A 20,897-nucleotide genomic window follows, 5' to 3' on the forward strand; every position below is an offset into this window, starting at 1 on the left:
CACATTGGGCCAAGCCCGACGTCAGATCGCCTGATCGACCCTTTCGCGCAATTCTTTTCCAGCCTTGAAGTGGGGAACCCACTTGGCCGGGACGCCAACCTTTTCCCCTGACTTGGGGTTACGGCCAGTACGCGGCGGCCGATAGTTGAGCGCAAAGCTGCCGAATCCACGGATCTCGATGCGATCCCCTCGCACAAGTGCTTCGGACATCGCATCGAGAATCATCTTGACCGCAAAATCAGCATCTTTCGCCACCAACTGGGGAAACCGCTCCGCCAGCCGGGCGATGAGCTCAGATTTGGTCATGCTATTGCCTTATCAGCCTTGCTGGTTAAGCTTGGCCTTCAAAAGAGCACCCAGGTTGGTCGTACCGGAAGCAGCGGCAGAAGACTCAGCAGAAAGTTTCTGCATGGCTTCGTGCTGTTCGGCATTGTCCTTGGCCTTGATGGAAAGGTTGATACCACGCGTCTTGCGATCCACGTTGATGATCATGGCTTCAACCGTATCGCCCACCTTGAGGTGCTGCGACAGGTCATCGATACGATCACGCGAGAATTCAGAAGCACGCAGGTAACCTTCGTTCTCACCATCCAGGGTCAGCACTGCGCCGCGAGCGTCGACCGTCTTGACAGTGCAGTTCACGATGCTGTTCTTTTCGTGGGTAGCGATGAAGTTGGTGTACGGATCACCTTCCATCTGCTTGATACCGAGGGAGATACGCTCCTTCTCAACGTCGATGCCGAGGACCAGCGCCTCAACTTCGTCGCCCTTCTTGAAGTTGCGGATGGCTTCTTCGCCGGTCGCCGACCAGGACAGGTCAGACAGGTGAACCAAACCATCGATACCACCAGGCAGGCCGATAAAGATGCCGAAGTCGGTGATCGACTTGATGGCGCCCTTAACCTTGTCACCCTTCTTGTGGTTCATCGCGAAGTCGTCCCAAGGATTGGCTTGGCACTGCTTCATACCCAGAGAGATACGACGACGTTCTTCGTCGATTTCCAGGATCATGACTTCGACTTCGTCGCCGAGCTGGACAACCTTGGACGGATGAACGTTCTTGTTGGTCCAGTCCATTTCGGAAACGTGAACCAGGCCTTCAATGCCTTGTTCGATTTCAACGAATGAACCGTAGTCGGTCAGGTTGGTGACCTTGCCGAACAGGCGGGTACCAGCCGGGTAACGGCGGGCAATACCAACCCACGGATCGTCGCCCAGTTGCTTCATACCCAGAGAGACGCGGTTCTTCTCAGCATCAAACTTGAGGATCTTGGCGGTAACTTCGTCACCAACATTGAGCACTTCGCTCGGGTGGCGGACACGGCGCCAAGCCAGGTCGGTAATGTGCAGCAGGCCATCGATACCGCCGAGGTCGACGAATGCGCCGTAGTCGGTGATGTTCTTGACGATACCCTTGACGGTGGTGCCTTCCTTGAGGTTCTCGAGGAGCTTTTCGCGATCTTTGTCAGCGGTGGCTTCGAGCACGGCACGGCGGGACATCACGACGTTGTTGCGCTTGCGGTCAAGCTTGATGACCTTGAACTCCATGGTCTTACCTTCGTACGGCGTAGTGTCCTTGACCGGACGCATGTCGACGAGGGAACCCGGCAGGAACGCACGGACACCGTTGGACATGACGGTCAGACCGCCCTTGACCTTGCCGGTGATGGTGCCAGTAACCAGGGAGTTGTTGTTCAGGGCTTCTTCCAGGAAGTTCCAGGCAGCGATGCGCTTGGCGCGATCGCGGGACAGGCGCGTGGCGCCGTAGCCGTCTTCCAGCATTTCGATAGCCACTTGGACGAAATCGCCCACCTTGACTTCGAGTTCGCCCTGATCATTCAGAAATTCTTCGAGCGGAACATAGGATTCCGATTTCAGGCCGGCATTGACCACAACGAAATTGTGATCGATGAGCACCACTTCTGCAGTGATGACTTCGCCTTGACGCATTTCCTGGCGAGCCAGGGATTCTTCAAATAGTTGAGCAAAAGATTCCATTGACGGAGAGAACTTTCATGCCACGAATCGTGAAATTCACAGCGGGTTAGGGTTTAAAACAAATTACCGACCACCTGGCCGGCAACACCTTACTGCAACGCTTCCCTGCTCCAGACCAACACCTGATTCACCGCCTGTTCGATGGTGAGATGCGTGGTGTCGAGCAGCTTGGCATCTGCCTCTTGCCGGAGTGGAGCAACGCTGCGCTGCGAATCGCGCTCGTCACGTTGCTTCAAGTCCAACAGAAGGTCCGCGAGATTAGCAGAGAATCCTTTTTCGATCAACTGCTTATAACGCCGTTCTGCGCGCGCTTCGGCACTTGCTGTCAGGAAGACCTTGAGCACTGCGTGAGGAAAGACGACCGAGCCCATGTCACGCCCGTCGCCAATCAAGCCGGGCAGTTTGTTGAAAGTCCGCTGGCGGAACAGCAGCGCTTCCCGTACAGCAGGCAGGGCCGCAACTATTGAGGCCCCCGCCGAGATTTCTTCTGTACGAATGGCGTCACCGACAAGCTCACCATTTAGGCGGATATCGCCGCCTGAAAACTCGACGTTGAGTTCGGCGGCAATGGCCGCCACAGCAGCCTCGTTCGCCCAATCAACAACAGCCTGTCGAGCGGCTAGCGCGGTCAACCGGTAAAGTGCACCGGAATCGAGATAAGCGTAACCAAGTGCTGTAGCCACCCGCGCTGCTACAGTTCCCTTGCCGGAAGCCGAAGGGCCATCGATGGCGATGACCGGCGCTGCTTTGGTGACCGCCGCAAAGCGCTCAAAATAATCCGGGAAAGTCTTGGCCACGCACTTTGGATCGTTAATGCGCAGCGGCGTACCGAAAGCGGCCAATGAGAAACACATTGCCATGCGATGGTCGTCGTAAGTATCAATGGCGGCTGGTTTGAGGTTAGCTGGAGTAACACTAATGAAATCCTCACCCTCTTCGACCACAGCACCCAATTTCCGCAATTCGGTCGCCATCGCCGCGATGCGGTCAGTTTCCTTGACCCGCCAACTGGCGATGTTACGTAGCGTGGTCGTACCCTTGGCGAACAGCGCGGTCGTCGCCAGCGTCATCGCCGCATCGGGAATGTGGTTGCAATCGAGGTCGACAGCGGCAAGCCCACCTTGCGGAGCACATGCGGCCATCCAGTTGGGCCCCATCTCGATTTTCGCCCCCATTTTGGCCAACGCCTCAGCAAATCGAACATCACCCTGAATTGAGTCGCGCCCAACACCCTCGACTCGAACCGGCCCACCGCCAATGGCCCCCATAGCGAGGAAATATGAGGCCGATGATGCATCGCCTTCAACGTAAATCGTTCCCGGCGAGACATAGCGACTACCAGCCTGCACCGTAAACCGCTGCCAGCCATTACGCTGAACCTGCACGCCAAAACGCGCCATGGTCGCCAGCGTAATCTCGATGTAGGGTTTTGAAATCAGCTCGCCAACCACGTCGACCGCAACCGTCTGCCCAGTCAGCGGCAAAGCCATCAGCAAGCCAGTCAAAAACTGGCTGGAGACATCGCCACGCACCTTGACCATCCCCCCTGGGACAATATTTGCCGGCTTCAGATGCAGCGGCGGATAACCCTCGTTGCCAAGATAAGTGATATCCGCCCCGACTTGTCGCAGGCCATCGACCAGATCGCCAATCGGCCGCTCATGCATGCGCGCCACGCCCTTGAGTACATAGTCGCCTCCAGCCAGCGCCAGCGCTGCCGTCAATGGACGAAACGCTGTCCCGGCATTGCCGAGGAAAAGCTCTGCCTTTTTTATTGAAAACAGCCCCCCCCCCTTGATCAGCCAGTTCTCGCCCCCCAGATGGGTAACGCCGACGCCGAGAATCTTCAGCGCATCCAGCATCCGCTCAGTGTCATCCGACGCCAACAGATCGCGGACTTCGGTTGTGCCTTCGGAGAGCGCCGATAACAACAGCACCCGGTTGGAAATACTTTTCGAACCGGGAAGGCGGACCGTGCCACCAGCAGAGATCAATTCGGGAAGATCGAGAAATTCAGTACTCAAGGAAAACTCCGTTTTTACAGAGGGGAAAGCCTGTCATCGCTGCTGATCAATTCACAACGTACTCAGGCACAAAACACTTCAAACCGGCCTTGACCTCGCCAGCGTCGCGTACGCCGGGAGCCAGCCAGAGCAGTAGTTTCTGATATTCCGAATCACTCATGCTGTCAGCCAGCCGGGCAATTCGCAGCTTGTGGTGCGGCGTAGGCAAGGTGGTTTCGTCATCGGCCAACAGCTCTTCATACAGCTTCTCTCCGGGTCGTAAACCGGTGAATTCGAGCTGAATTTCATCCTCGGAAAACCCGGAAAGCCGGATCATGTCGTTGGCCAGATCGACAATTCTCACGGGTTCCCCCATGTCGAGCACAAAAATCTCGCCGCCCAGCCCCATGCAACCAGCTTGCAACACCAACTGTGCCGCCTCGGGGATAGTCATGAAATATCGGACGATATCCGGGTGGGTTACCGTCACCGGGCCTCCCCGCGCAATCTGTTCGCGAAACTTGGGTATGACGCTGCCATTACTCCCCAACACATTGCCGAAACGGACAGTGATGAAACGCGTCTCGCCCCCCTCCTGGATCGCTCGACAAAGGCGCTCCGCCAAGCGTTTGCTCGCCCCCATCACATTGGTCGGATTGACCGCCTTGTCCGTGGAAATCATGACAAATTTGTCGACGCCAGCCCTTTGCGCCGCCCTAGCAAGGGTCAGTGTTCCCAGTGCGTTTGTGCGCACAGCCTGCCAGGCATTGGCATGTTCCATCAGCGGCACATGCTTGTACGCCGCCGCATGGAAAATTACAGCCGGGCGCTCAGCCGAGAGAATTTCTGCCACACGCTCACCATCACGAACATCACCTGCCCAGCAACTACGCGCCAGTCCGGGGAAGGACTGCGCCAACTCCTCATCGATCCGATACAGCGCAAACTCGGATGACTCCAGCAATATGAGCCGGGTCGGTGAAAATCGGGCAATCTGCCGGCACAATTCGGAACCAATGGAGCCTCCGGCACCACTGATCAAGACAACACGATTGCTCAACAAGCCATGCAGGCCGGCATCGTCCAGCGAGACGGCTTCGCGACCAAGAAGATCCTCCAATTCGACGCGCCGGATATTCGAGACAGACAAACGCCCCGCCAGCAAATCATCGTAGGAAGGCATGGTCATCACTGTCAACCCAGCGGCCGATGCCAAATCAACTACTCGCCGCCGCTCAACCGGTTTTGCATCCGGCAAGGCCATGACGACATGCTTGACACCATATTTCTCAGCCACCTTCGGCACCTCGGAAAGTGGCCCGGATACCGGCAAACCTCTCAACCGACGCCCCATCTTGGCGGGATTGTCGTCAACTAGAGCCACCGCATACCAGAGTCCACTACGGCTCAACTCACGCAGCAATGAATCTGCAGCCTCTCCAGCGCCAAGAACCAACACGGGCTGGCCACGCATCTTCGCTGGGCCGTATAAACGATGCTCCTTCCAGCTACGATAGACAAAACGACTGCCGCCCATCATCAAAGCCAGCAACAACGGGTGCAAGACCAACACTGAACGTGGAACGGGGCCGAGCCTGACAAAAATAACCGCCATCATCGTCAGCACTGCACCCGCCGCTATGGCAGACAGAATGTGCTGCAAGTCGGAAAGGCTGGCAAATCGCCAGAGTCCGCGATAGAGGCCAAACACGAAAAATAGCCCGCCGAACAGCGGCAGCACCCAGAGCAGTGAATGGAGTGCAGAATCAGCAAATTCTTGAGGAACATCGAAGTTGAAGCGCAGCATGAAGGCCAGCATCCAGGCCGCAACGACTGCCAGCAAATCGTGAATGAAAGCTGCAAAAGTCCGCGGGTTTACATTCAGACTGCTCATACGTGACCGCCCAACAATTGATCTGGCTGGCTTCCAAAGCACTTGCCGGAGAAGGTATTAAGCAATCGCACGCGCCATCACCTCGGTCAGCACATTGCATGTCTTTTCAATTTCTTCTCCGGTCAAAGTTGGGTGAACCAAGAACATCAAACTGGTTTCCCCCAATTCCTTGGCAACAGCCAAGCGCTGCTGTGGCCGCCAAGGCGTATCGTCAAAGGCCCGTTCAAGATAGACCTCCGAACAAGACCCTGAATAGCAAGGCACACCACGAGCAGAAATCTCTTCAATGATGCGATCCCGACTCCACGCCGGATTCAATTTCCATGGCTCGACAAAAACATAACATTTGTAAGCTGCATGCTCGATAAAGTCGGGAACAGGCGGCACTCGCAACCCCTCCACGCATCGGGCGCAATCCCATATTTTTTGTGCATGAGCCAAACGAGCCGAATGCCAATCAGACATGCGACCAAGCTGGATTCTGCCAATTACGGCCTGCATTTCGAGCATCCGCCAGTTCGTCCCGAAACTTTCGTGAACCCAGCGAAACCCCTGGGGATGTTGCCGCTCATAGACAGCGCCCCACGACTTCCCATGATCCTTGAAAGACCACATACGCGACCAAAGGGCACGGTCATTCGTCGTAACCATCCCTCCTTCGCCCCCAGTAGTCATGATTTTGTCCTGACAGAAGGACCACGCGCCCACATGACCAATCGATCCGACCGAACGCCCCTTATAACGTGCACCATGTGCCTGTGCACAATCCTCAATCACGAGCAGGCCATGCTCTTTCGCCAGTTCCATAATCGGATCCATGTCACACGGCCAGCCGGCAAGATGCACACAAATTATCCCCTTTGTCCTAACCGTCAGAACCTTGCTGATTGTCCTTGCCGAAATATTTCCGCTATCGGACTCAACATCTGCAAACACCGGAACTGCCCCGGCATTGACAACACACGAAACTGAGGCAATGAAGGTACGTGGCGTCACCACCACCTCATCGCCCTGTCCAATACCCAGCGCTTTCAATGCCAAATCGAGTGCCAGTGTGCCATTAGCTAGCGCAGTCGCAAAACCAGCCCCGCACCACGCGGCAAACTCTTTTTCAAACTCGCGACACTCCTGCCCAGTCCAGTAATTCACACGATTCGACAAAATCACATCACGGATTGCATCAGACTCCTCTGCCGTAAAGCTAGGCCACGGAGAAAATGGTGTATTCAGCACTACCTCAACCTTTCACTAACAATCTTGCCGGATTTCCAATCACAGTCGCTCCCGGTGGAACACTCTTCGTGACAACGGCGCCCATACCGACTAACGCGGCTTTGCCTATAACCAGAGGCTGCCCCGGCTTGCCTTGTTTGATGACGGCTCCAGTACCAATATAGGCATGATCCTCGATGACAACATTACCGTTGCACTTGACTCCAGGTGCGAAGGTAACGAAATCACCAATCACGCAGTCATGCTCGACATAGCTGTAAAGATTCGCTTGAAAATGCCGGCCAATGAAAATATTGGACGTCAAGGTAACGAAAGGGCACAGGATCGCACCCTCACCAAGTTGAACAGCATCCAGCGAAACGACATTACCAGCGCTCACAGACCACGGAAGCACCCCATCACTTGCACAACGATCAGCAAGTCGCTCTCGAACCAGACTATTCGCAATAGCAAGGACGACGAGGCGCTCGTTCGCAGGAACATCCAGAAATTCGTGATAGGACAAGACTCGCTGACCATTCACGACAGCCGCCTCTGGGTTGTCGTCGACAAAGACGAGTCTCTCAATTGGAATCCCGTCTCGGCGCAATTGCTCTCGCGCCAAAGGCATTACCCCCCGGCCGCATCCGCTCGCTCCATAGACAGCGTACAACTTCTGAATCATTCCGCCTTCCCAGATATCGACCCCGTAAACCGCGGCATCGTTACATTGCCATCGGCACTGATCCCCTCTCGCACGAATACTTTTTTGACGGTAAGAAATAGAATTTTCAAATCCAACCAAAATGACTGGTTATCCACATACCAGACATCCAATTTAAACCTCTCGTCCCAGCTTAAGGCATTGCGTCCGTTCACTTGCGCCCAACCCGTCACCCCAGGGCGAACTTCGTGACGACGATATTGTTCCTGATTGTAAAGAGGGAGATATTCCATCAGCAAGGGACGCGGTCCAACCAGACTCATTTCCCCCCTAAACACGTTCCATAATTCGGGTAGTTCATCCAGACTAGCCGAACGCAAAGTACAACCAAACGGTGTCATCCGCTCGGAGTCCGGCAAGGAGTTGCCATGCGAATCGACGGCATCCCGCATAGTTCGAAACTTAATCATTTGAAAGGGCTGGCCGTACAAGCCGGGGCGCATTTGACGAAAAAATACCGGCGCCCCCAGTTTGTGGCGTATTAGCCAAGCCACAAACCCAATTACTGGGGTAAGCAGTAACAACCCAATCGCTGACACGAGGATGTCAAACAAACGCTTAATCATTAAATATCCATCTCGAAAAGCATCCGGCAATTCACCTGGGTCACATCATACTTTTCACGTGCAATATGGCACGAACGTTGTCCCATCGAAAGCGCCAGAGAGGGATCGTCAATAAAGCGTTTCATGGCAACGATCAAGCCTTCTACCGACTTTACGGGAACCAAAAATCCATTGTCACCATCGACAACTGTTTCCCTGCACCCTGGGGCATCTGTGGTGATAATCGGTCGCCCCATTGCCATCGCCTCCAACACAGTTCGCGGGGTACCTTCCCTGTAAGAAGGAAGAACATAGACACTTGAATTTGCGATTGCCGGGCGCACGTCGCTTAGCCTGCCCAAGAATTCAATAGCCCCCTCATTTATCCAATGCTCCAGTTCTTCCAGCCTGACTGCATCGGGGTTTTCATCGATCCAACCGACAAGCGAAAATGTGACGTCGGGATATTCCGCACTCAGACTCCGTGCCGCCTCCACATACTCACGCACACCTTTGTCACCCAACAGGCGTGCAATCAATAGAAAACGCGTAGTTTTCGGAATTGGCGAAGGTTTATATTCAGCAATGTCGACTCCGGATCCATTCAAAACAACCGAAGGCACCTCGGACGGTAAAAGACCTTCCGAACGAAACAGAGCTTCGTCGTCAAGGTTCTGAAAAAAAACTTTATGCGCATGGCGCAATGCAAACCCGTAAAGCTTCTGAACCAATGAACGTAATGCCCCTCGCCTTCCTTCGTCGAGAAACGCATAACCGAGACCAGTGATCAGAGCGAATCGCCGCGGTACTTTTCCCAGCCAAGAAGCTATCAACCCATAGATAACAGGCTTTATCGTGTAGCAAAGAACGGCGTCGGGGCGAACTCTACGAACCAATTGCCACAAACACAGGAGCGCCTTGAAATCCGCATACGGATCCACTCCAGCACGCTGCAGAGGGATAGTGTGGACAACGATTCCAAGGCTTTCCATGCGCAAGCGGAGTTCTGAATCATTCGGCAGATCGGGAGCAGCAACATGCACCTCCAATCCCTTGCGCTGCAGGGCAGAAATCAATGCTCCCCTGAAGTTCAATAGCGAGTCAGGATAACCCGCAATCAGCAAAAACTTCATTATGTTCCCATCCAACGAGAGACCTCTTACATCGGAGGCAGGTTTCTCCCAAAAATGCTTCTATGCTCATGGCAGCACATTTTGTCACTGCATTGACAACATTGATCTAGCGGCCCAAACGGACTTTATCCACAAGACTCCTCACTCTACGTAGACGTGGGTGATGACTGATACTCGCAAGTATCCTTCGCACACTAAAAGAATTGGCGAGAGATGTGCGAGCAATCTCACCCTCGACCGCCGGATTTGAAATATATTTCTTTTCCGTCCCATCCAATACTGGAACTTCCCCATGGGCGAGAAGCGATTGCCAAAGAACAATATGTTTTTCCGCATAGCGCTCCCATGTCAAATCTGACACAGCTAATCGCCGACTTCGGGAACCAGACTGAATCTCGGAAAAAACTGACACAAGATCACTCTCTGTTACTACAGGATGGGTAATCCCGCCAGGCAGATCTACATGAAAACCTTGCGGAGTAACAATTGTTGGCACACCAGCACAAAGCGCATCCAAGGTACCCAAAGATCCTTCATCCAATCCGAGATATAAGTAGTAGTCAAATTTGGGGATCTCAGAAAGCATGATTTCATAATCCTTTCTGTAATCATCGGACTCTCTGAAATAAGTAACCTTAGCCCCTGCTTTTTCGAGTACCGGCACAATCGCATCCCAGCCTTCACCAAAAATTCGGAACTCGAAAGCTAATAACGAAATACGCTCAGCGAGTCCTTTAAGCAAGGACTCTCTTTTGCGCCCATCCGGATAAAGCCTGGTGGTAACTCCAATAACTATCCGACGTGGCGCCAACAAGGCATCGTGCGCAGGACTAATGTAAAAGAGCTTTTCCTCCGGCACCCCCTGACTAATCAAATAGTGCATGGTATGACTTGACATACACACCCCCACAGAAACTGTGGAAGCAAGCATCTCTTTTACTTGACGAACCTTATGAAAATCATCGAGATGGGTTATCAACATTGTAGAAGGTTGGGCAACCTTGATGTTAGAAAAAGCCCAGCTCATATGATGAATGATATCGGCAGAGCTATCTGGACATTCACTTATCAAGGCAATATGCCCCGCAGAAACAAGAGACTCACACAAGTTTTCCGCAATTTTCTGCAAGATCCAAGATCTGTTTGCTCGATTCAAAATTACCGATATTTTCATCAATGACCAACTCCAGTTTTCCCTCTGCGTTTTGGCTCAGAAGGACAACAGCCAGATTCACAGAATAATTATTTGGCCCACGGCAACATTTCTACGACACAGAAATAAAATGGGCTTGCTCCCGCCTTCAAACGTTAATAATGCCCATGCGATTACCTCTCACTGCCTGAGCGCTCGAAATACAGACGCCATCGCTGTGAAGGAAAACCCAACAATCAGTGTCAAGCTCCATGCAATACCGGAACCGACAACACCCAATGCAGGAGTAAGAAAATAAAATGCGATCAAACCAACTCCCGTACCCAGAAGCCCACCGTAAAACTGGAACTCCGGCCGATCAATTGCCACGGAAAGCGGATGCCCCCAAAGGAGTGGGGCACACCATATGACCCAAGTGATCATTACAAATACAAGCGTTAATAAGTCGCCATAACCTTTCCCGACCAATAGATCGTCAAGCCAATAAATACAAAAACATGTCACTAATGAAATAAAGCCTGCATATACCAGAACTACCAACGACAATTTTCGGAGTAAGCCAAAAAGCGTTTTGCGGTCCCCTAAGTGCCACAGCTTCTGTACCTCCGGCATGATGGCAAGATATATGGGATCCACAGCTCGCCACACGACCTGAACAATACTCTTGGCCATTTTGTAGCCACCCACCTGCTCTGCACTCAACAGCGACGAGATCAAAGCAACATCTAGATCCTTTGACATTGCGTCGGAACCGGATACTCCAATATTCGTGAGAATTATTCTCCCATGCACGCCAACCCGACCAAACAACCCAGAAAATGACCAATCCAAACAATCTCTGCCATGGAGTTCCGAGTACAGGGTATGCGCTACGTAAAGCTGAAGCCCGTTCGTGATGCCGCCGATCACGATTACGACCCAAAGCGCCAATGCGACATTCAGAGTCGCCAGCCAAGCAACACAAAGGACTGAGAGCAACTTGAATCCCCAGTCCATCGACATAAATAGCGCAATCAAATCCGTGCGCCCCAGAACGCGGAGCACCCCCGTCGCAAGCCCCGCTCCGCTCTTGGACAGAGTCACGCCAAGCGCAGCCAAAATAATCCAATGCACACCGTCAGATGGGAGTTGACTAAAACTAGCTAGATACTCTGCTGCGAGTACTACCCCCAACAGTGGGATTATCTTAAGCAAACACTCGAGCGTAAAAAGATCGAACAGAAGAGTCCGATGCTCTACGCCAGAAATGGACCTCTCATCCGCAGAGAACAGATTTTTTGCGACAACATCTTGAATTCGCGCATCAAAGAAAAGAAAGGCAACAGAGACTAAAGCAGTAGTAATGGAGTACTGCCCGAAGCCTTCGACCCCCAGAAGCATTCCAAGCGCTAGTAGAAACAATCCACCCAAAGCAGCTTGAGCTATGTTTGCAACAAACTGCCAGCGCAGGTTGGAATATAAACGCCCCCTTTTTTTCATGCGAAATTCAATTGCTGCGCTCCACACACAGGAACACCACCATCAGACTGCACGAGCCACCACAAGCGAATTCCATGTTTGATCATCAAGAGGCCGATCTAGGAACGGGAAGGCCGATATTCTGGCAAGCCTAAATCCAGAGCAACTCAACATCAACTCAAACTCTTGCGGAAAGAAATAGCGCAATTTATGCGTTTCGCTAGTCTCGCTCTTCACCATGTTGCCTTCGATCTCCCATAATCGAAAATTAACATCAGCCGTATGGCTCGAGATATCCAGTTTTGTTGTTGCGGCCCTGATAAGCTGCCCACCGGGGGTTGGGAGAACGCGTATCCGATCGGTCGGCCGTACCGATAACACGGAGGGTCCATACCAGAAATCGCAAACGAAGAGGGCTCCTGGCTTGAGTTGGCGACGAACATTCCTCAAACATCTCAGGACATCATCATTTGTTGTCAAATACCCGATCACCGCAAACATCATTATTCCGAGATCGAATGACATACCTGCATCGAAATCGCGCGCATTTCCACAGAGCCAAACTGGTCGCTGAGCGCTGTCTAACGACGCTGCCTTATTTTTGGCAACGTCCAGCATTGATGGCGACAAGTCGACACCCGTAACATGATAGCCACGCCGTGCTAGCTCAATCGCGTGGCCGCCAGTACCACAACCGATGTCAAGTACGGTGTCAGGCACATGTTGCCCAAACAGTTTGACCGCCTCTTCCACCAAATTGCATTCGCTGGAATAGTTCTTTTCGGCATAAAACTGGTCATACTGGCCTGCATAGAGGGAGTCAAAAACACTCATAGTTTCATTCCGGTGAGTCGAGCGTAAGAAATTCAGCTTATTAAATGTGCTTCATCTGCCCCAAGGACTCATTAAGCCGAACGGTCAGTGCCAACGGAAAATTTTTCGAGTATCACACTGAACTTGTTCGCGACATAGTCGAGTTCATCTTGGGAAATATCCGGACCTGTAGGCAAGTAGAAGCTTGAATAGGCAACTTTGTTGGCATTTGGACAGTCTTCGACCCTGGTCCATCCGCGATTGAGGAAAATTTCCTGCATGTTGTACGGTATAAAGCCTTCACGGGTTTCAATACCTTCACGCTTAAGGGCCGCCATGATGTCACCACGCCGCGCCGCGAGGCGATCGCGCAAGACGATGTGATACATCCAGTAAACCGACTTGGCCCAAGACTTTTCGATTGGTAAAGCCAGATCATCTGAGTACTTATTTAGTGCCGCTGTGTAGAAGTGCGCGATCTCCCTGCGACGCTCAACGAGTTGATCGGCATGCTCCATCTGACCACAGCCCAACGCAGCCTGCAGATTGGTCATTCGGTAATTGAAACCAATGTCCTCGTGCATGAACTTGTTCACTGAACCGAAGGCTAGCGCTTTCAGACTTCGGGCTTTCTTGTTGATCTGCGGGTCATCGGTTGTGACCATACCTCCTTCGCCGGTGGTGAGCACCTTGTTTGCGAAGAAACTAAAGCCGCTCGCGTGCGACAGGCTACCAACCTTCTTTCCCTTGTATGTAGCACCGTGCGCCTCGGCACAGTCCTCAAACACCAATAGCCCATGCTGACGCGCCAATTCGTTGATTGGATCCATGTCGGTTGGGTGGCCAAACAGGTGCACCACCATGATCGCACGCGATTTCTTGGTAATTTTGCGTTCCAGATCGGCCGGCGCCATGGTCAGTGTTTCCGGATCAATATCAACCGGAATCGGTTTGGCTCCAAGATAAAGCACCGCAAAGAATGAAGCCATGTTGGTCAAGGTCGAAACCAAGACCTCATCACCCTCCTTCACACCTGCAGCTGCCATGGCAAGGTGTAGCGCGGTTGTTCCATTCGAGCAGGATATCGCATACTTCGAATCGCAAAATGCTGCGAACTCACTTTCAAAGCGCTCGATGAACTCGCCATATACGCCCGACACAGCGTTTGCTTGGAGCGCCTTGTTGACATAGATAATCTCGGCTTCGCCGAGGTGGGGGCGCGACACAGGAACTTGCATGCCAACCTCACGCATCAGAGAGAATCAGTGGCTCTGAGAGCCGAAATGTGTCGTCCTCATACTGCGAGCCAGCTCTAGGGCCTTTGGTGAGGATCAAGACTTCAGAATTCTCCAATCCTTTGAGGGCATGGCGCTCATTCTCACGTGTCACAGCAAAGTCACCGGGCTTAAGCACGCATTCAATTTTATCCATGCCTGGCATTTGTGTGACCAGCAGAATTTTGCCAGATATCACGTAGTTCCACTGTATCGTCCGTTCGTGATAATGATTCGCGCGTACCGCTCCTTTTGTAAAGGTAATCAGTGTCACTGCATTGATTTCATTATCGGAAATCAAATCTGTAATACTGCCGCGCGCATCGGAAAACGCCGGGCTTAGAGCGATAAGTTCCATCGGAGGTACCTTTCAGTGTGTTGAATCTTGAAGAGTCTGGACTTGTGGAACATAAAACTGCAACCCTAGATGCGCCAATTTTTTTTGCAGCATCGGGGCTATATTCCATGGAAGGATCAGGGCGTGTGTGGCTGCCGCATCGATATCTTGGTCGGCAACGATCGGGATATGCGAGCCAGGAGTCAGCTTGCCGATCTTCAATTGTGAGGAATCTGTGATGTAGGCGATGGTGTCTGCATCGAGGCGGCAATAGTTCAGGAACGTATTACCCTTCGTTGCTGCCCCGATCCCGATGATTTTTCCACCATCTATACGAATCTTCGCTAGGTGGGCACATACCGTGAGTTTTACCGCACGCACTCGTTCCATAAACTGCTGATAGGTGGCCAATTCGTACAACCCAAAGGCATCCTCGGTAGCAATCATGCCGGAGACTGCTGGCGAATGATTGCTGCCGAGCCGAGCGTAAACCCGAATTGATCCGCACATATAGTCAAGATTCTCGACTTTGAAGATCGAGAATCCATTTCGTTGCAGGCATGCGGCAAGTGGTTTTATGCCGTAGTAATGGACGTGCTCATGGTAGATGGTGTCAAAGGCTGTGCCTTTGATAAGATCCATAAGGTACGGAACCTCGAAGACAAAAATACCCTCAGGGGCAAGAACCTGCTTTGCCGTCTGGAGCAAACCATTTAGATCGTCGGCATGATTAAGCACATTGGCGCTTAATAACACCTGAACCGGCCCGCTCTCTTGAAGTGCTCCGACAATCCCGTTACCAAAAAAATCATTCAACGTCGGGATACCATTGGAAACAGCTATGGCTGAGATGTTTCCCGAGGGCTCGACACCCAGAACATTGGAATGCCCGAAAGCCTTGAAATGTGAAAGCAAAGTTCCAACATTGCTACCAATATCAACAATCAATGCACCGGGCCCAAGCACCTTTTCTGCAAGCACCGCCTGTGCAAACTCATGAAAGTGCGAGATAGAGACCTTCGAATTTGATGAGTCATAGCTATAGTCTTGTTTTTGGTAGCGCTCGACCGCCGACACCGAGTACAGCGTAAATACATGGCCACAAGCTCGACATGACCCAAGCTGCAATGGGTAAGTTACTTCAGGCCCAAACAGCAGTTCCTCAGACAGAAACGTGTCGGCCAACGGGTGGTACCCAAGGTCCACTATTTTTTCCAGATGTTCTGAATCACAAATTCGACATTTAATAATCTTCACACGCCCCCCTTACCGTTCGGACCAATGAGTTAAGACCTCAGTACAGTGACTTTCGGCGCGTTCCAGCAGCACGCAACTCACCTTCAGCCTCCGCCAAATCAGCATCCGCCATCTCGTCCACCAACTCAGAAAAGTTTATTTTTGGCACCCAGCCAAGCTTTTCTCGCGCCTTGCTGGCATCACCGAGGAGCGTTTCCACCTCTGTGGGACGGAAATAAGCTGGGTCCACTACGACGACACAACGACCATCCGAGAGATAGCCCTTCTCCTCAATACCATGGCCTGACCACTCAATGACCAAACCCAAGCGTTTAGCCGCCAGCGTGACAAATTCACGAACGCTATATTGCTGACCGGTCGCTATAACGTAATCACTCGGAAGATCTTGCTGAAGCATCAGCCACTGCATCTCGACGTAATCCTTCGCATGACCCCAATCACGTTTTGCATCCAGATTACCCAAGAATAATTGTCGCTGCATACCGAGTTTGATACGAGCCAAGGCACGAGTAATCTTGCGCGTCACAAACGTTTCCCCACGAACAGGGGATTCGTGATTGAACAGGATGCCGTTGCAGGCAAACATGCCGTAGGCCTCCCGATAATTCACCGTAATCCAGTAGCCGTAAAGCTTCGCAACAGCGTAAGGAGACCGCGGATAAAACGGCGTTGTCTCGCGCTGTGGCGACTCTTGGACCAATCCGTATAACTCAGAGGTCGATGCTTGGTAAAAACGCGCACTCTTCGCCAACCCGACAATACGCAAGGCTTCGAGCAGACGCAAAACGCCTACGGCATCGGAATTGGCCGTGTACTCAGGCTCTTCGAACGAGACAGCGACATGACTCTGGGCGGCAAGGTTATATACCTCATCAGGCTGTGACTGCTCAACAATTCGCAGCAAACTGCTCGAGTCAGTCATATCACCATAATGCAGGACAAGATTTCCCTCGTGCTCATGAGGATCGCTATACAAATGGTCGATACGAGCAGTATTGAACATCGAGGAGCGACGACGAATGCCATGAACTTCGTAACCCTTCCGGATCAAAAACTCAGCCAAGTAGGCACCATCCTGGCCAGTCACCCCTGTGATCAAAGCTCTTTTCACAAATTTCCCTCTCTATATTTGTGCCGATCTAATTATTCTATTCGAGGACATGCGCCCAATCCCGCTGGCACAGACGCTTGGCTAACTCGAGCCGTAGCCCTGACATACGAAACGCTCACTAATTCCTATCGATCGACATACGCAGAAAACGAAATTCGTTTTTGGCAGATTTTCCCGGTTGACCGTAGAAGACACGCACAACTGCGAGCCTGCGTCATCGGTAACGACGAATAATCATGGTCTTACCGTAAGCGGCTAATTCAATTATCGAAACCCATTCGGATTGTTGCTCTGCCAGCGCCAGGCATCAATGCACATGGCGTCCATATTGCGTTCAGCACGCCAGTTGAGCAGCTCGGCAGCGAAAGCCGGGGCGGCGTAGCAGGAGGCCACATCGCCAGACCGGCGCGGCGCTAGTTCGTAGGGCACCGGACGGCCGCTGGCTTTTTCGAATGCTTTGACCACGTCAAGTACGCTGTAACCGGTGCCGGTACCTAGATTCACTTCGAAGCATTGCGCCTCGTTCAGGCGCTCCAGCGCCTTCAGGTGGCCTAGGGCCAGGTCTACGACATGGATGTAGTCGCGCACGCCGGTGCCGTCTGGCGTCAGGTAGTCGTTGCCCCAGACCTTCAGTTGCTCACGCCGGCCAACGGCCACCTGGGCGACGAAGGGCATCAGGTTGTTCGGGATGCCTTGCGGGTCTTCGCCGATCAGGCCGCTTTCGTGGGCGCCGACCGGATTGAAGTAGCGCAGGATACCGATTCGCCAGGTTGGATCGGAGCGGTAAAGGTCGCGCAGCATGTCTTCGATGACCAGCTTCGTCCGGCCGTAGGGATTGGTTGCCGAGAGCGGGTGATCTTCGGTCAGTGGCAGGCGTTGCGGCTCGCCGTAGACGGTCGCGGAGGAACTGAAAACCAGCGTCTTGACGCCGCACTCGCCCATCGCGCTGAGCAGGCGGTGCGTGCCGATGACATTGTTGTCGTAGTATTCAAGCGGTTTTTCGACTGATTCACCAACCGCTTTCAGCCCGGCAAAATGGATGACCGCTTGGCAATCGAATTGCCGCAAAGCAGCAGCCACGGCTGCCTGGTCCCGGATATCGCCCTCGACGCAGTGGATTTTCTTGCCGGTGATGGCCTCGACACGTTTCAACGATTCCGGATGACTATTGGAAAAGTTGTCGAAAACCACCACTTCCTGACCGGACTGAATAAGTTCGACACAGGTATGCGAGCCGATATAGCCGGCCCCGCCAGTCACGAAAATCATCGTTATTCGCCGTGGAAAATAAAGGTGGGATTTTACCCGTTCGAGGTCACGGACGCATTACAACCGAGGCAAAGAAATGAAGTCGGGCTTGTACCGAGTTACTCATCCCGAATGCGCAGAAAACTGGCAAATCGCGGCAGGCCGTTACCCGTGACATCGCGGTAGCGGTAGGTCACCGTCGTCCCCAGAGGGGGCGGATCACGTCTTTGCGCCGCCGAGAAACCCGTGCCCAACAGAAACTCCTTCCCCTCAGGCGTGCGTACTTTCAAGGCGCCGAGCATGCTGGCAAAGCGCCCCTTGCCCGGCTGATGGCCGATGACCACGGCTTCGGCGTCCTGCCATCGTTTGACCTTGAGCAGCACATCGCTGCGTCCGGTTTCGTATGGCGCCTCGGCCAGATGCAGCATCAAGCCTTCGCCACGCGGCATCCTCGGGAATGTCGCGTCGGACAATGCCAGAGACGCGCTCGAACTGGCCGCGGGAGATCCACAGTTAGCCGTCGAGGGGCACTTTCGGCAGACCGGCGAGAAACCAGCCCGGTGCGTTGATGGTTTTTCCGCTACGGAAACGCAGCGCCTGCCCACCCCAAATTGCCCGCACGCCATCGAGTTTTTCGCTGGCCAGATAACGTGAGACGTCGACCTGATCGCGATAGACATTGGCCAGCAAAATGGCCGGCGCTTCGGCCGCAGCAAGGGTCTGCTGCATCAGCGCCAACCCAATGAGCAGCGCGTGATACAGCCGGCGCATCAGCCCTCGCCGGCCCAGTCGCGGCGGGCGCGGCGGGCGATGCCGAAGACTTCTTCGAGGCGTTCGCCATCGTTTCGAGCGAGCGCAGTACGCAGTTCGTCGAGTTGGGCCCGGTAGCAGTCGAGTTCGCCAAGCAGCGCTTCGCGATTGGCGAGGCAGATGTCGCGCCACATTTCCGGGTGGCTGGCAGCGATGCGGGTGAAGTCACGGAAGCCAGAGGCAGCAAAAGTGAAGAACAGATCGGCGTCATCGCGCACGGCCAGTTGATGCACCAGCGCGTAGGAGAGCAAATGCGGCAGATGGCTGACCGCCGCAAAGACGCGGTCGTGCATTTCCGGCGTCAGTTCGTAGATATCGGCACCACACAGCGACCAGGCGCGCTTGATGTGGTCGAGCGCTTCGTCGCTGTTTTCCGCCAATGGTGTGACGACGACCTTCTTGCCCTGATAGAGATCCCAGCGCGCCGCCGCCGGGCCGCTGTTTTCGGCGCCGGCAATCGGGTGTGCTGGCACGAACTGGCCGATACGGTCTCCTAGCGCAGCCCGCGCCGCAGCGACGACGTCGCCCTTGGTCGAGCCACCATCGGTAACGATGGTATTTGGGCCAAGATACGGTCCGATACGTTCGAAAATATCGGCCATCTGGGCCACCGGCGTCGCCACCAGAACGATGTCAGCATCCTCGATTTCGTGGGTCGGGTTGATGCCGGCCCGGTCGATCACGCCCAGTTCCTGCGCCTTGCGCAAGGTGGCCGGGGTGCGGCCAAAACCAACTACCTCCTCGACCGCTTCCGCTTCCTTGAGGGCAAGCGAGAACGAACCGCCGATCAGGCCGGTGCCAAAGACGACGACTTTGCCGAATTCGGCCATGGTCTTAGAGCGCCTGCTCCAGCGCTTCGAGGAAACGGGCGTTTTCCGGCTCGCTGCCGATGGTCACGCGCAGCCATTCCGGCAGGCCGTAGCCGCCGATTGGCCGGACAATGACGCCCTGCTTGAGGAGCTTCTGATTGACCCCGGCACCATCGCCCACCCTGAAAGTGACGAAATTGCCGTGGGGCTTGATGTACTCCAGCCCCAGTTTTTCCAGGCCGGCGACGATCTGCGCCATGCCGCGCCGGTTCAGCTCGTAGCTGGCCAGCAGGAATTCGTCGTCATCCAGCGCGGCCAATGCGCCGGCCAGCGCCAGGTTATTGACGTTGAAGGGCTGGCGAACGCGATTCATGAGGTCGGCCACCTCGGCCGAAGCTAGCGCGTAACCGATGCGCAGGCCGGCCAGACCGTAGATCTTCGACATCGTGCGGCAGACGACCAGATTGGGGAAATCCTTGATCCAGCTTGCTGTATCGACACGATCTTCCGGCGGCAGATATTCGTTGTAGGCCTCGTCGAGGACGACCGCGACATCCTTCGGCACCGCTTCGAGAAAGGCGCGCACTTCCGGATACGGCACGAAATTGCCAGTCGGATTGTTCGGGTTGGCGATCCAGATAATGCGCGTATCGGGCCGGATGGCGGCGCGCATGGCATCGAGATCGTGGCCGTAGTTTTTGGCCGGCGTCGAGATCAATTCGGCACCCGTCGAAATGGTGGCCAGCGGATAAACGGCGAAGGCGTGCTGGGCAAACACAGCCGAGCGACCGGGTGCCAGGAAAACGCGGGCAACCAGATCGAGCACGTCGTTCGAGCCGTTGCCCAGAACAACCTGACCTTGCGCCACGCCACAACGTTCGGCGACGGCCTTGATCAGGTCGAACTGATCTGGATAGCGCTCGACGCCGCTGATCGCTGCCTCGACCGCTATTTTCGCCTTCGGGCTCATGCCCAGCGGATTTTCGTTGGAGGCCAGTTTGACGATACTTTCAACCGGAATGCCCATTTCGCGTGCCAGTTCGGTGATCGGCTTGCCCGGCTGGTAGGCGGAAATGGCGCGCACGTAAGGCAGCGCCTGATCAGCAAGACTCATTGAA

Annotated in this window: 20 protein-coding genes; all 20 read right to left on the bottom strand. The window is 53.9% G+C overall.

The window, feature by feature from the left end; all coding sequences use genetic code 11:
* Window positions 1-21: 21 nt before the first annotated feature.
* The 20 genes from WBK19_RS03840 to hisC all read right to left on the bottom strand — a co-directional run bounded on the left by WBK19_RS03840 (window position 22) and on the right by hisC (window position 20,893).
* Entirely contained in the window at window positions 22-306 is a 285-nt protein-coding gene (locus WBK19_RS03840; RefSeq protein ID WP_117609136.1) for an integration host factor subunit beta, read from the bottom strand.
* A 12-nt stretch (window positions 307-318) separates the two neighbouring features.
* The gene (gene rpsA / locus WBK19_RS03845; RefSeq protein WP_226404481.1) at window positions 319-1,998 is read right to left on the bottom strand and encodes a 30S ribosomal protein S1; all 1,680 of its coding nucleotides are present in this window, start codon (window positions 1,996-1,998) and stop codon (window positions 319-321) included.
* Between the two features lie 89 nt (window positions 1,999-2,087).
* Entirely contained in the window at window positions 2,088-4,022 is a 1,935-nt protein-coding gene (locus tag WBK19_RS03850) for a bifunctional 3-phosphoshikimate 1-carboxyvinyltransferase/cytidylate kinase (RefSeq protein ID WP_511287103.1), read from the bottom strand.
* A 46-nt stretch (window positions 4,023-4,068) separates the two neighbouring features.
* A complete protein-coding gene (locus tag WBK19_RS03855) occupies window positions 4,069-5,895 on the bottom strand; it encodes a polysaccharide biosynthesis protein (protein ID WP_511287105.1) in 1,827 nt (608 codons plus the stop codon).
* Between the two features lie 57 nt (window positions 5,896-5,952).
* Window positions 5,953-7,128, bottom strand: coding sequence for a DegT/DnrJ/EryC1/StrS family aminotransferase (locus tag WBK19_RS03860; protein ID WP_511287107.1), 1,176 nt, complete (start codon window positions 7,126-7,128; stop codon window positions 5,953-5,955).
* Window positions 7,129-7,132: 4 nt separating this feature from the next.
* A complete protein-coding gene (locus WBK19_RS03865; protein ID WP_511287109.1) occupies window positions 7,133-7,792 on the bottom strand; it encodes an acetyltransferase in 660 nt (219 codons plus the stop codon).
* Entirely contained in the window at window positions 7,789-8,397 is a 609-nt protein-coding gene (locus tag WBK19_RS03870; protein ID WP_511287111.1) for a sugar transferase, read from the bottom strand. The genes WBK19_RS03865 and WBK19_RS03870 overlap by 4 nt, the downstream gene beginning before the upstream one ends.
* Window positions 8,397-9,509: a glycosyltransferase family 4 protein gene (locus tag WBK19_RS03875; RefSeq protein WP_511287113.1), complete on the bottom strand. Its 1,113-nt coding sequence runs from the start codon at window positions 9,507-9,509 to the stop codon at window positions 8,397-8,399. Before WBK19_RS03875 ends, WBK19_RS03870 begins: the two co-directional genes overlap by 1 nt.
* Before the next feature lie 106 nt (window positions 9,510-9,615).
* Window positions 9,616-10,683 carry a glycosyltransferase gene (locus WBK19_RS03880; protein WP_511287115.1) on the bottom strand — a complete coding sequence of 356 codons (1,068 nt, stop codon included), beginning with the start codon at window positions 10,681-10,683 and terminating at the stop codon, window positions 9,616-9,618.
* A gap of 159 nt (window positions 10,684-10,842) precedes the next feature.
* Complete coding sequence (locus tag WBK19_RS03885; RefSeq protein WP_511287117.1) at window positions 10,843-12,141, bottom strand: lipopolysaccharide biosynthesis protein; 1,299 nt, start codon at window positions 12,139-12,141, stop codon at window positions 10,843-10,845.
* Between the two features lie 42 nt (window positions 12,142-12,183).
* Window positions 12,184-12,954: a class I SAM-dependent DNA methyltransferase gene (locus WBK19_RS03890; protein ID WP_511287119.1), complete on the bottom strand. Its 771-nt coding sequence runs from the start codon at window positions 12,952-12,954 to the stop codon at window positions 12,184-12,186.
* A 71-nt stretch (window positions 12,955-13,025) separates the two neighbouring features.
* Window positions 13,026-14,186 carry a DegT/DnrJ/EryC1/StrS family aminotransferase gene (locus WBK19_RS03895; RefSeq protein WP_511287121.1) on the bottom strand — a complete coding sequence of 387 codons (1,161 nt, stop codon included), beginning with the start codon at window positions 14,184-14,186 and terminating at the stop codon, window positions 13,026-13,028.
* Entirely contained in the window at window positions 14,179-14,565 is a 387-nt protein-coding gene (locus WBK19_RS03900; RefSeq protein ID WP_511287122.1) for a cupin domain-containing protein, read from the bottom strand. Before WBK19_RS03900 ends, WBK19_RS03895 begins: the two co-directional genes overlap by 8 nt.
* Window positions 14,566-14,577: 12 nt before the next feature.
* Window positions 14,578-15,801, bottom strand: coding sequence for a methyltransferase domain-containing protein (locus WBK19_RS03905; protein WP_511287124.1), 1,224 nt, complete (start codon window positions 15,799-15,801; stop codon window positions 14,578-14,580).
* A 37-nt stretch (window positions 15,802-15,838) separates the two neighbouring features.
* The gene (gmd, locus tag WBK19_RS03910; RefSeq protein WP_511287126.1) at window positions 15,839-16,912 is read right to left on the bottom strand and encodes a GDP-mannose 4,6-dehydratase; all 1,074 of its coding nucleotides are present in this window, start codon (window positions 16,910-16,912) and stop codon (window positions 15,839-15,841) included.
* 264 nt (window positions 16,913-17,176) lie between these two features.
* Entirely contained in the window at window positions 17,177-18,181 is a 1,005-nt protein-coding gene (gene galE / locus WBK19_RS03915) for a UDP-glucose 4-epimerase GalE (protein ID WP_511287128.1), read from the bottom strand.
* A gap of 98 nt (window positions 18,182-18,279) precedes the next feature.
* Window positions 18,280-18,633, bottom strand: a complete 354-nt coding sequence (locus WBK19_RS03920) for a hypothetical protein (RefSeq protein WP_511287130.1) — start codon at window positions 18,631-18,633, stop codon at window positions 18,280-18,282.
* A 40-nt stretch (window positions 18,634-18,673) separates the two neighbouring features.
* The gene (locus tag WBK19_RS03925; RefSeq protein WP_511287131.1) at window positions 18,674-18,931 is read right to left on the bottom strand and encodes a hypothetical protein; all 258 of its coding nucleotides are present in this window, start codon (window positions 18,929-18,931) and stop codon (window positions 18,674-18,676) included.
* Entirely contained in the window at window positions 18,931-19,800 is an 870-nt protein-coding gene (locus WBK19_RS03930; protein ID WP_511287133.1) for a prephenate dehydrogenase, read from the bottom strand. The genes WBK19_RS03925 and WBK19_RS03930 overlap by 1 nt, the downstream gene beginning before the upstream one ends.
* 4 nt (window positions 19,801-19,804) lie before the next feature.
* Window positions 19,805-20,893: a histidinol-phosphate transaminase gene (gene hisC / locus WBK19_RS03935; protein ID WP_511287135.1), complete on the bottom strand. Its 1,089-nt coding sequence runs from the start codon at window positions 20,891-20,893 to the stop codon at window positions 19,805-19,807.
* Window positions 20,894-20,897 lie beyond the last annotated feature (4 nt).

This window comes from Azonexus sp., assembly GCF_049652925.1.
Lineage (GTDB): Bacteria > Pseudomonadota > Gammaproteobacteria > Burkholderiales > Rhodocyclaceae > Azonexus.

What these genes read in the sequence shown, in the direction of transcription:
- WBK19_RS03855 (WP_511287105.1), bottom strand. Translation starts at nt 5,895, where the DNA reads ATGAGCAGTCTGAATGTAAACCCGCGGACTTTTGCAGCTTTCATTCAC.
- WBK19_RS03875 (WP_511287113.1), bottom strand. Translation starts at nt 9,509, where the DNA reads ATGAAGTTTTTGCTGATTGCGGGTTATCCTGACTCGCTATTGAACTTC.
- WBK19_RS03865 (WP_511287109.1), bottom strand. Translation starts at nt 7,792, where the DNA reads ATGATTCAGAAGTTGTACGCTGTCTATGGAGCGAGCGGATGCGGCCGG.
- WBK19_RS03930 (WP_511287133.1), bottom strand. Translation starts at nt 19,800, where the DNA reads ATGGCCGAATTCGGCAAAGTCGTCGTCTTTGGCACCGGCCTGATCGGC.
- WBK19_RS03900 (WP_511287122.1), bottom strand. Translation starts at nt 14,565, where the DNA reads ATGGAACTTATCGCTCTAAGCCCGGCGTTTTCCGATGCGCGCGGCAGT.
- WBK19_RS03925 (WP_511287131.1), bottom strand. Translation starts at nt 18,931, where the DNA reads ATGCGCCGGCTGTATCACGCGCTGCTCATTGGGTTGGCGCTGATGCAG.
- WBK19_RS03870 (WP_511287111.1), bottom strand. Translation starts at nt 8,397, where the DNA reads ATGATTAAGCGTTTGTTTGACATCCTCGTGTCAGCGATTGGGTTGTTA.
- WBK19_RS03880 (WP_511287115.1), bottom strand. Translation starts at nt 10,683, where the DNA reads ATGAAAATATCGGTAATTTTGAATCGAGCAAACAGATCTTGGATCTTG.
- galE (WP_511287128.1), bottom strand. Translation starts at nt 18,181, where the DNA reads ATGATTTTCGTGACTGGCGGGGCCGGCTATATCGGCTCGCATACCTGT.
- WBK19_RS03885 (WP_511287117.1), bottom strand. Translation starts at nt 12,141, where the DNA reads ATGAAAAAAAGGGGGCGTTTATATTCCAACCTGCGCTGGCAGTTTGTT.
- rpsA (WP_226404481.1), bottom strand. Translation starts at nt 1,998, where the DNA reads ATGGAATCTTTTGCTCAACTATTTGAAGAATCCCTGGCTCGCCAGGAA.
- WBK19_RS03895 (WP_511287121.1), bottom strand. Translation starts at nt 14,186, where the DNA reads ATGCGTGAGGTTGGCATGCAAGTTCCTGTGTCGCGCCCCCACCTCGGC.
- WBK19_RS03890 (WP_511287119.1), bottom strand. Translation starts at nt 12,954, where the DNA reads ATGAGTGTTTTTGACTCCCTCTATGCAGGCCAGTATGACCAGTTTTAT.
- hisC (WP_511287135.1), bottom strand. Translation starts at nt 20,893, where the DNA reads ATGAGTCTTGCTGATCAGGCGCTGCCTTACGTGCGCGCCATTTCCGCC.
- WBK19_RS03840 (WP_117609136.1), bottom strand. Translation starts at nt 306, where the DNA reads ATGACCAAATCTGAGCTCATCGCCCGGCTGGCGGAGCGGTTTCCCCAG.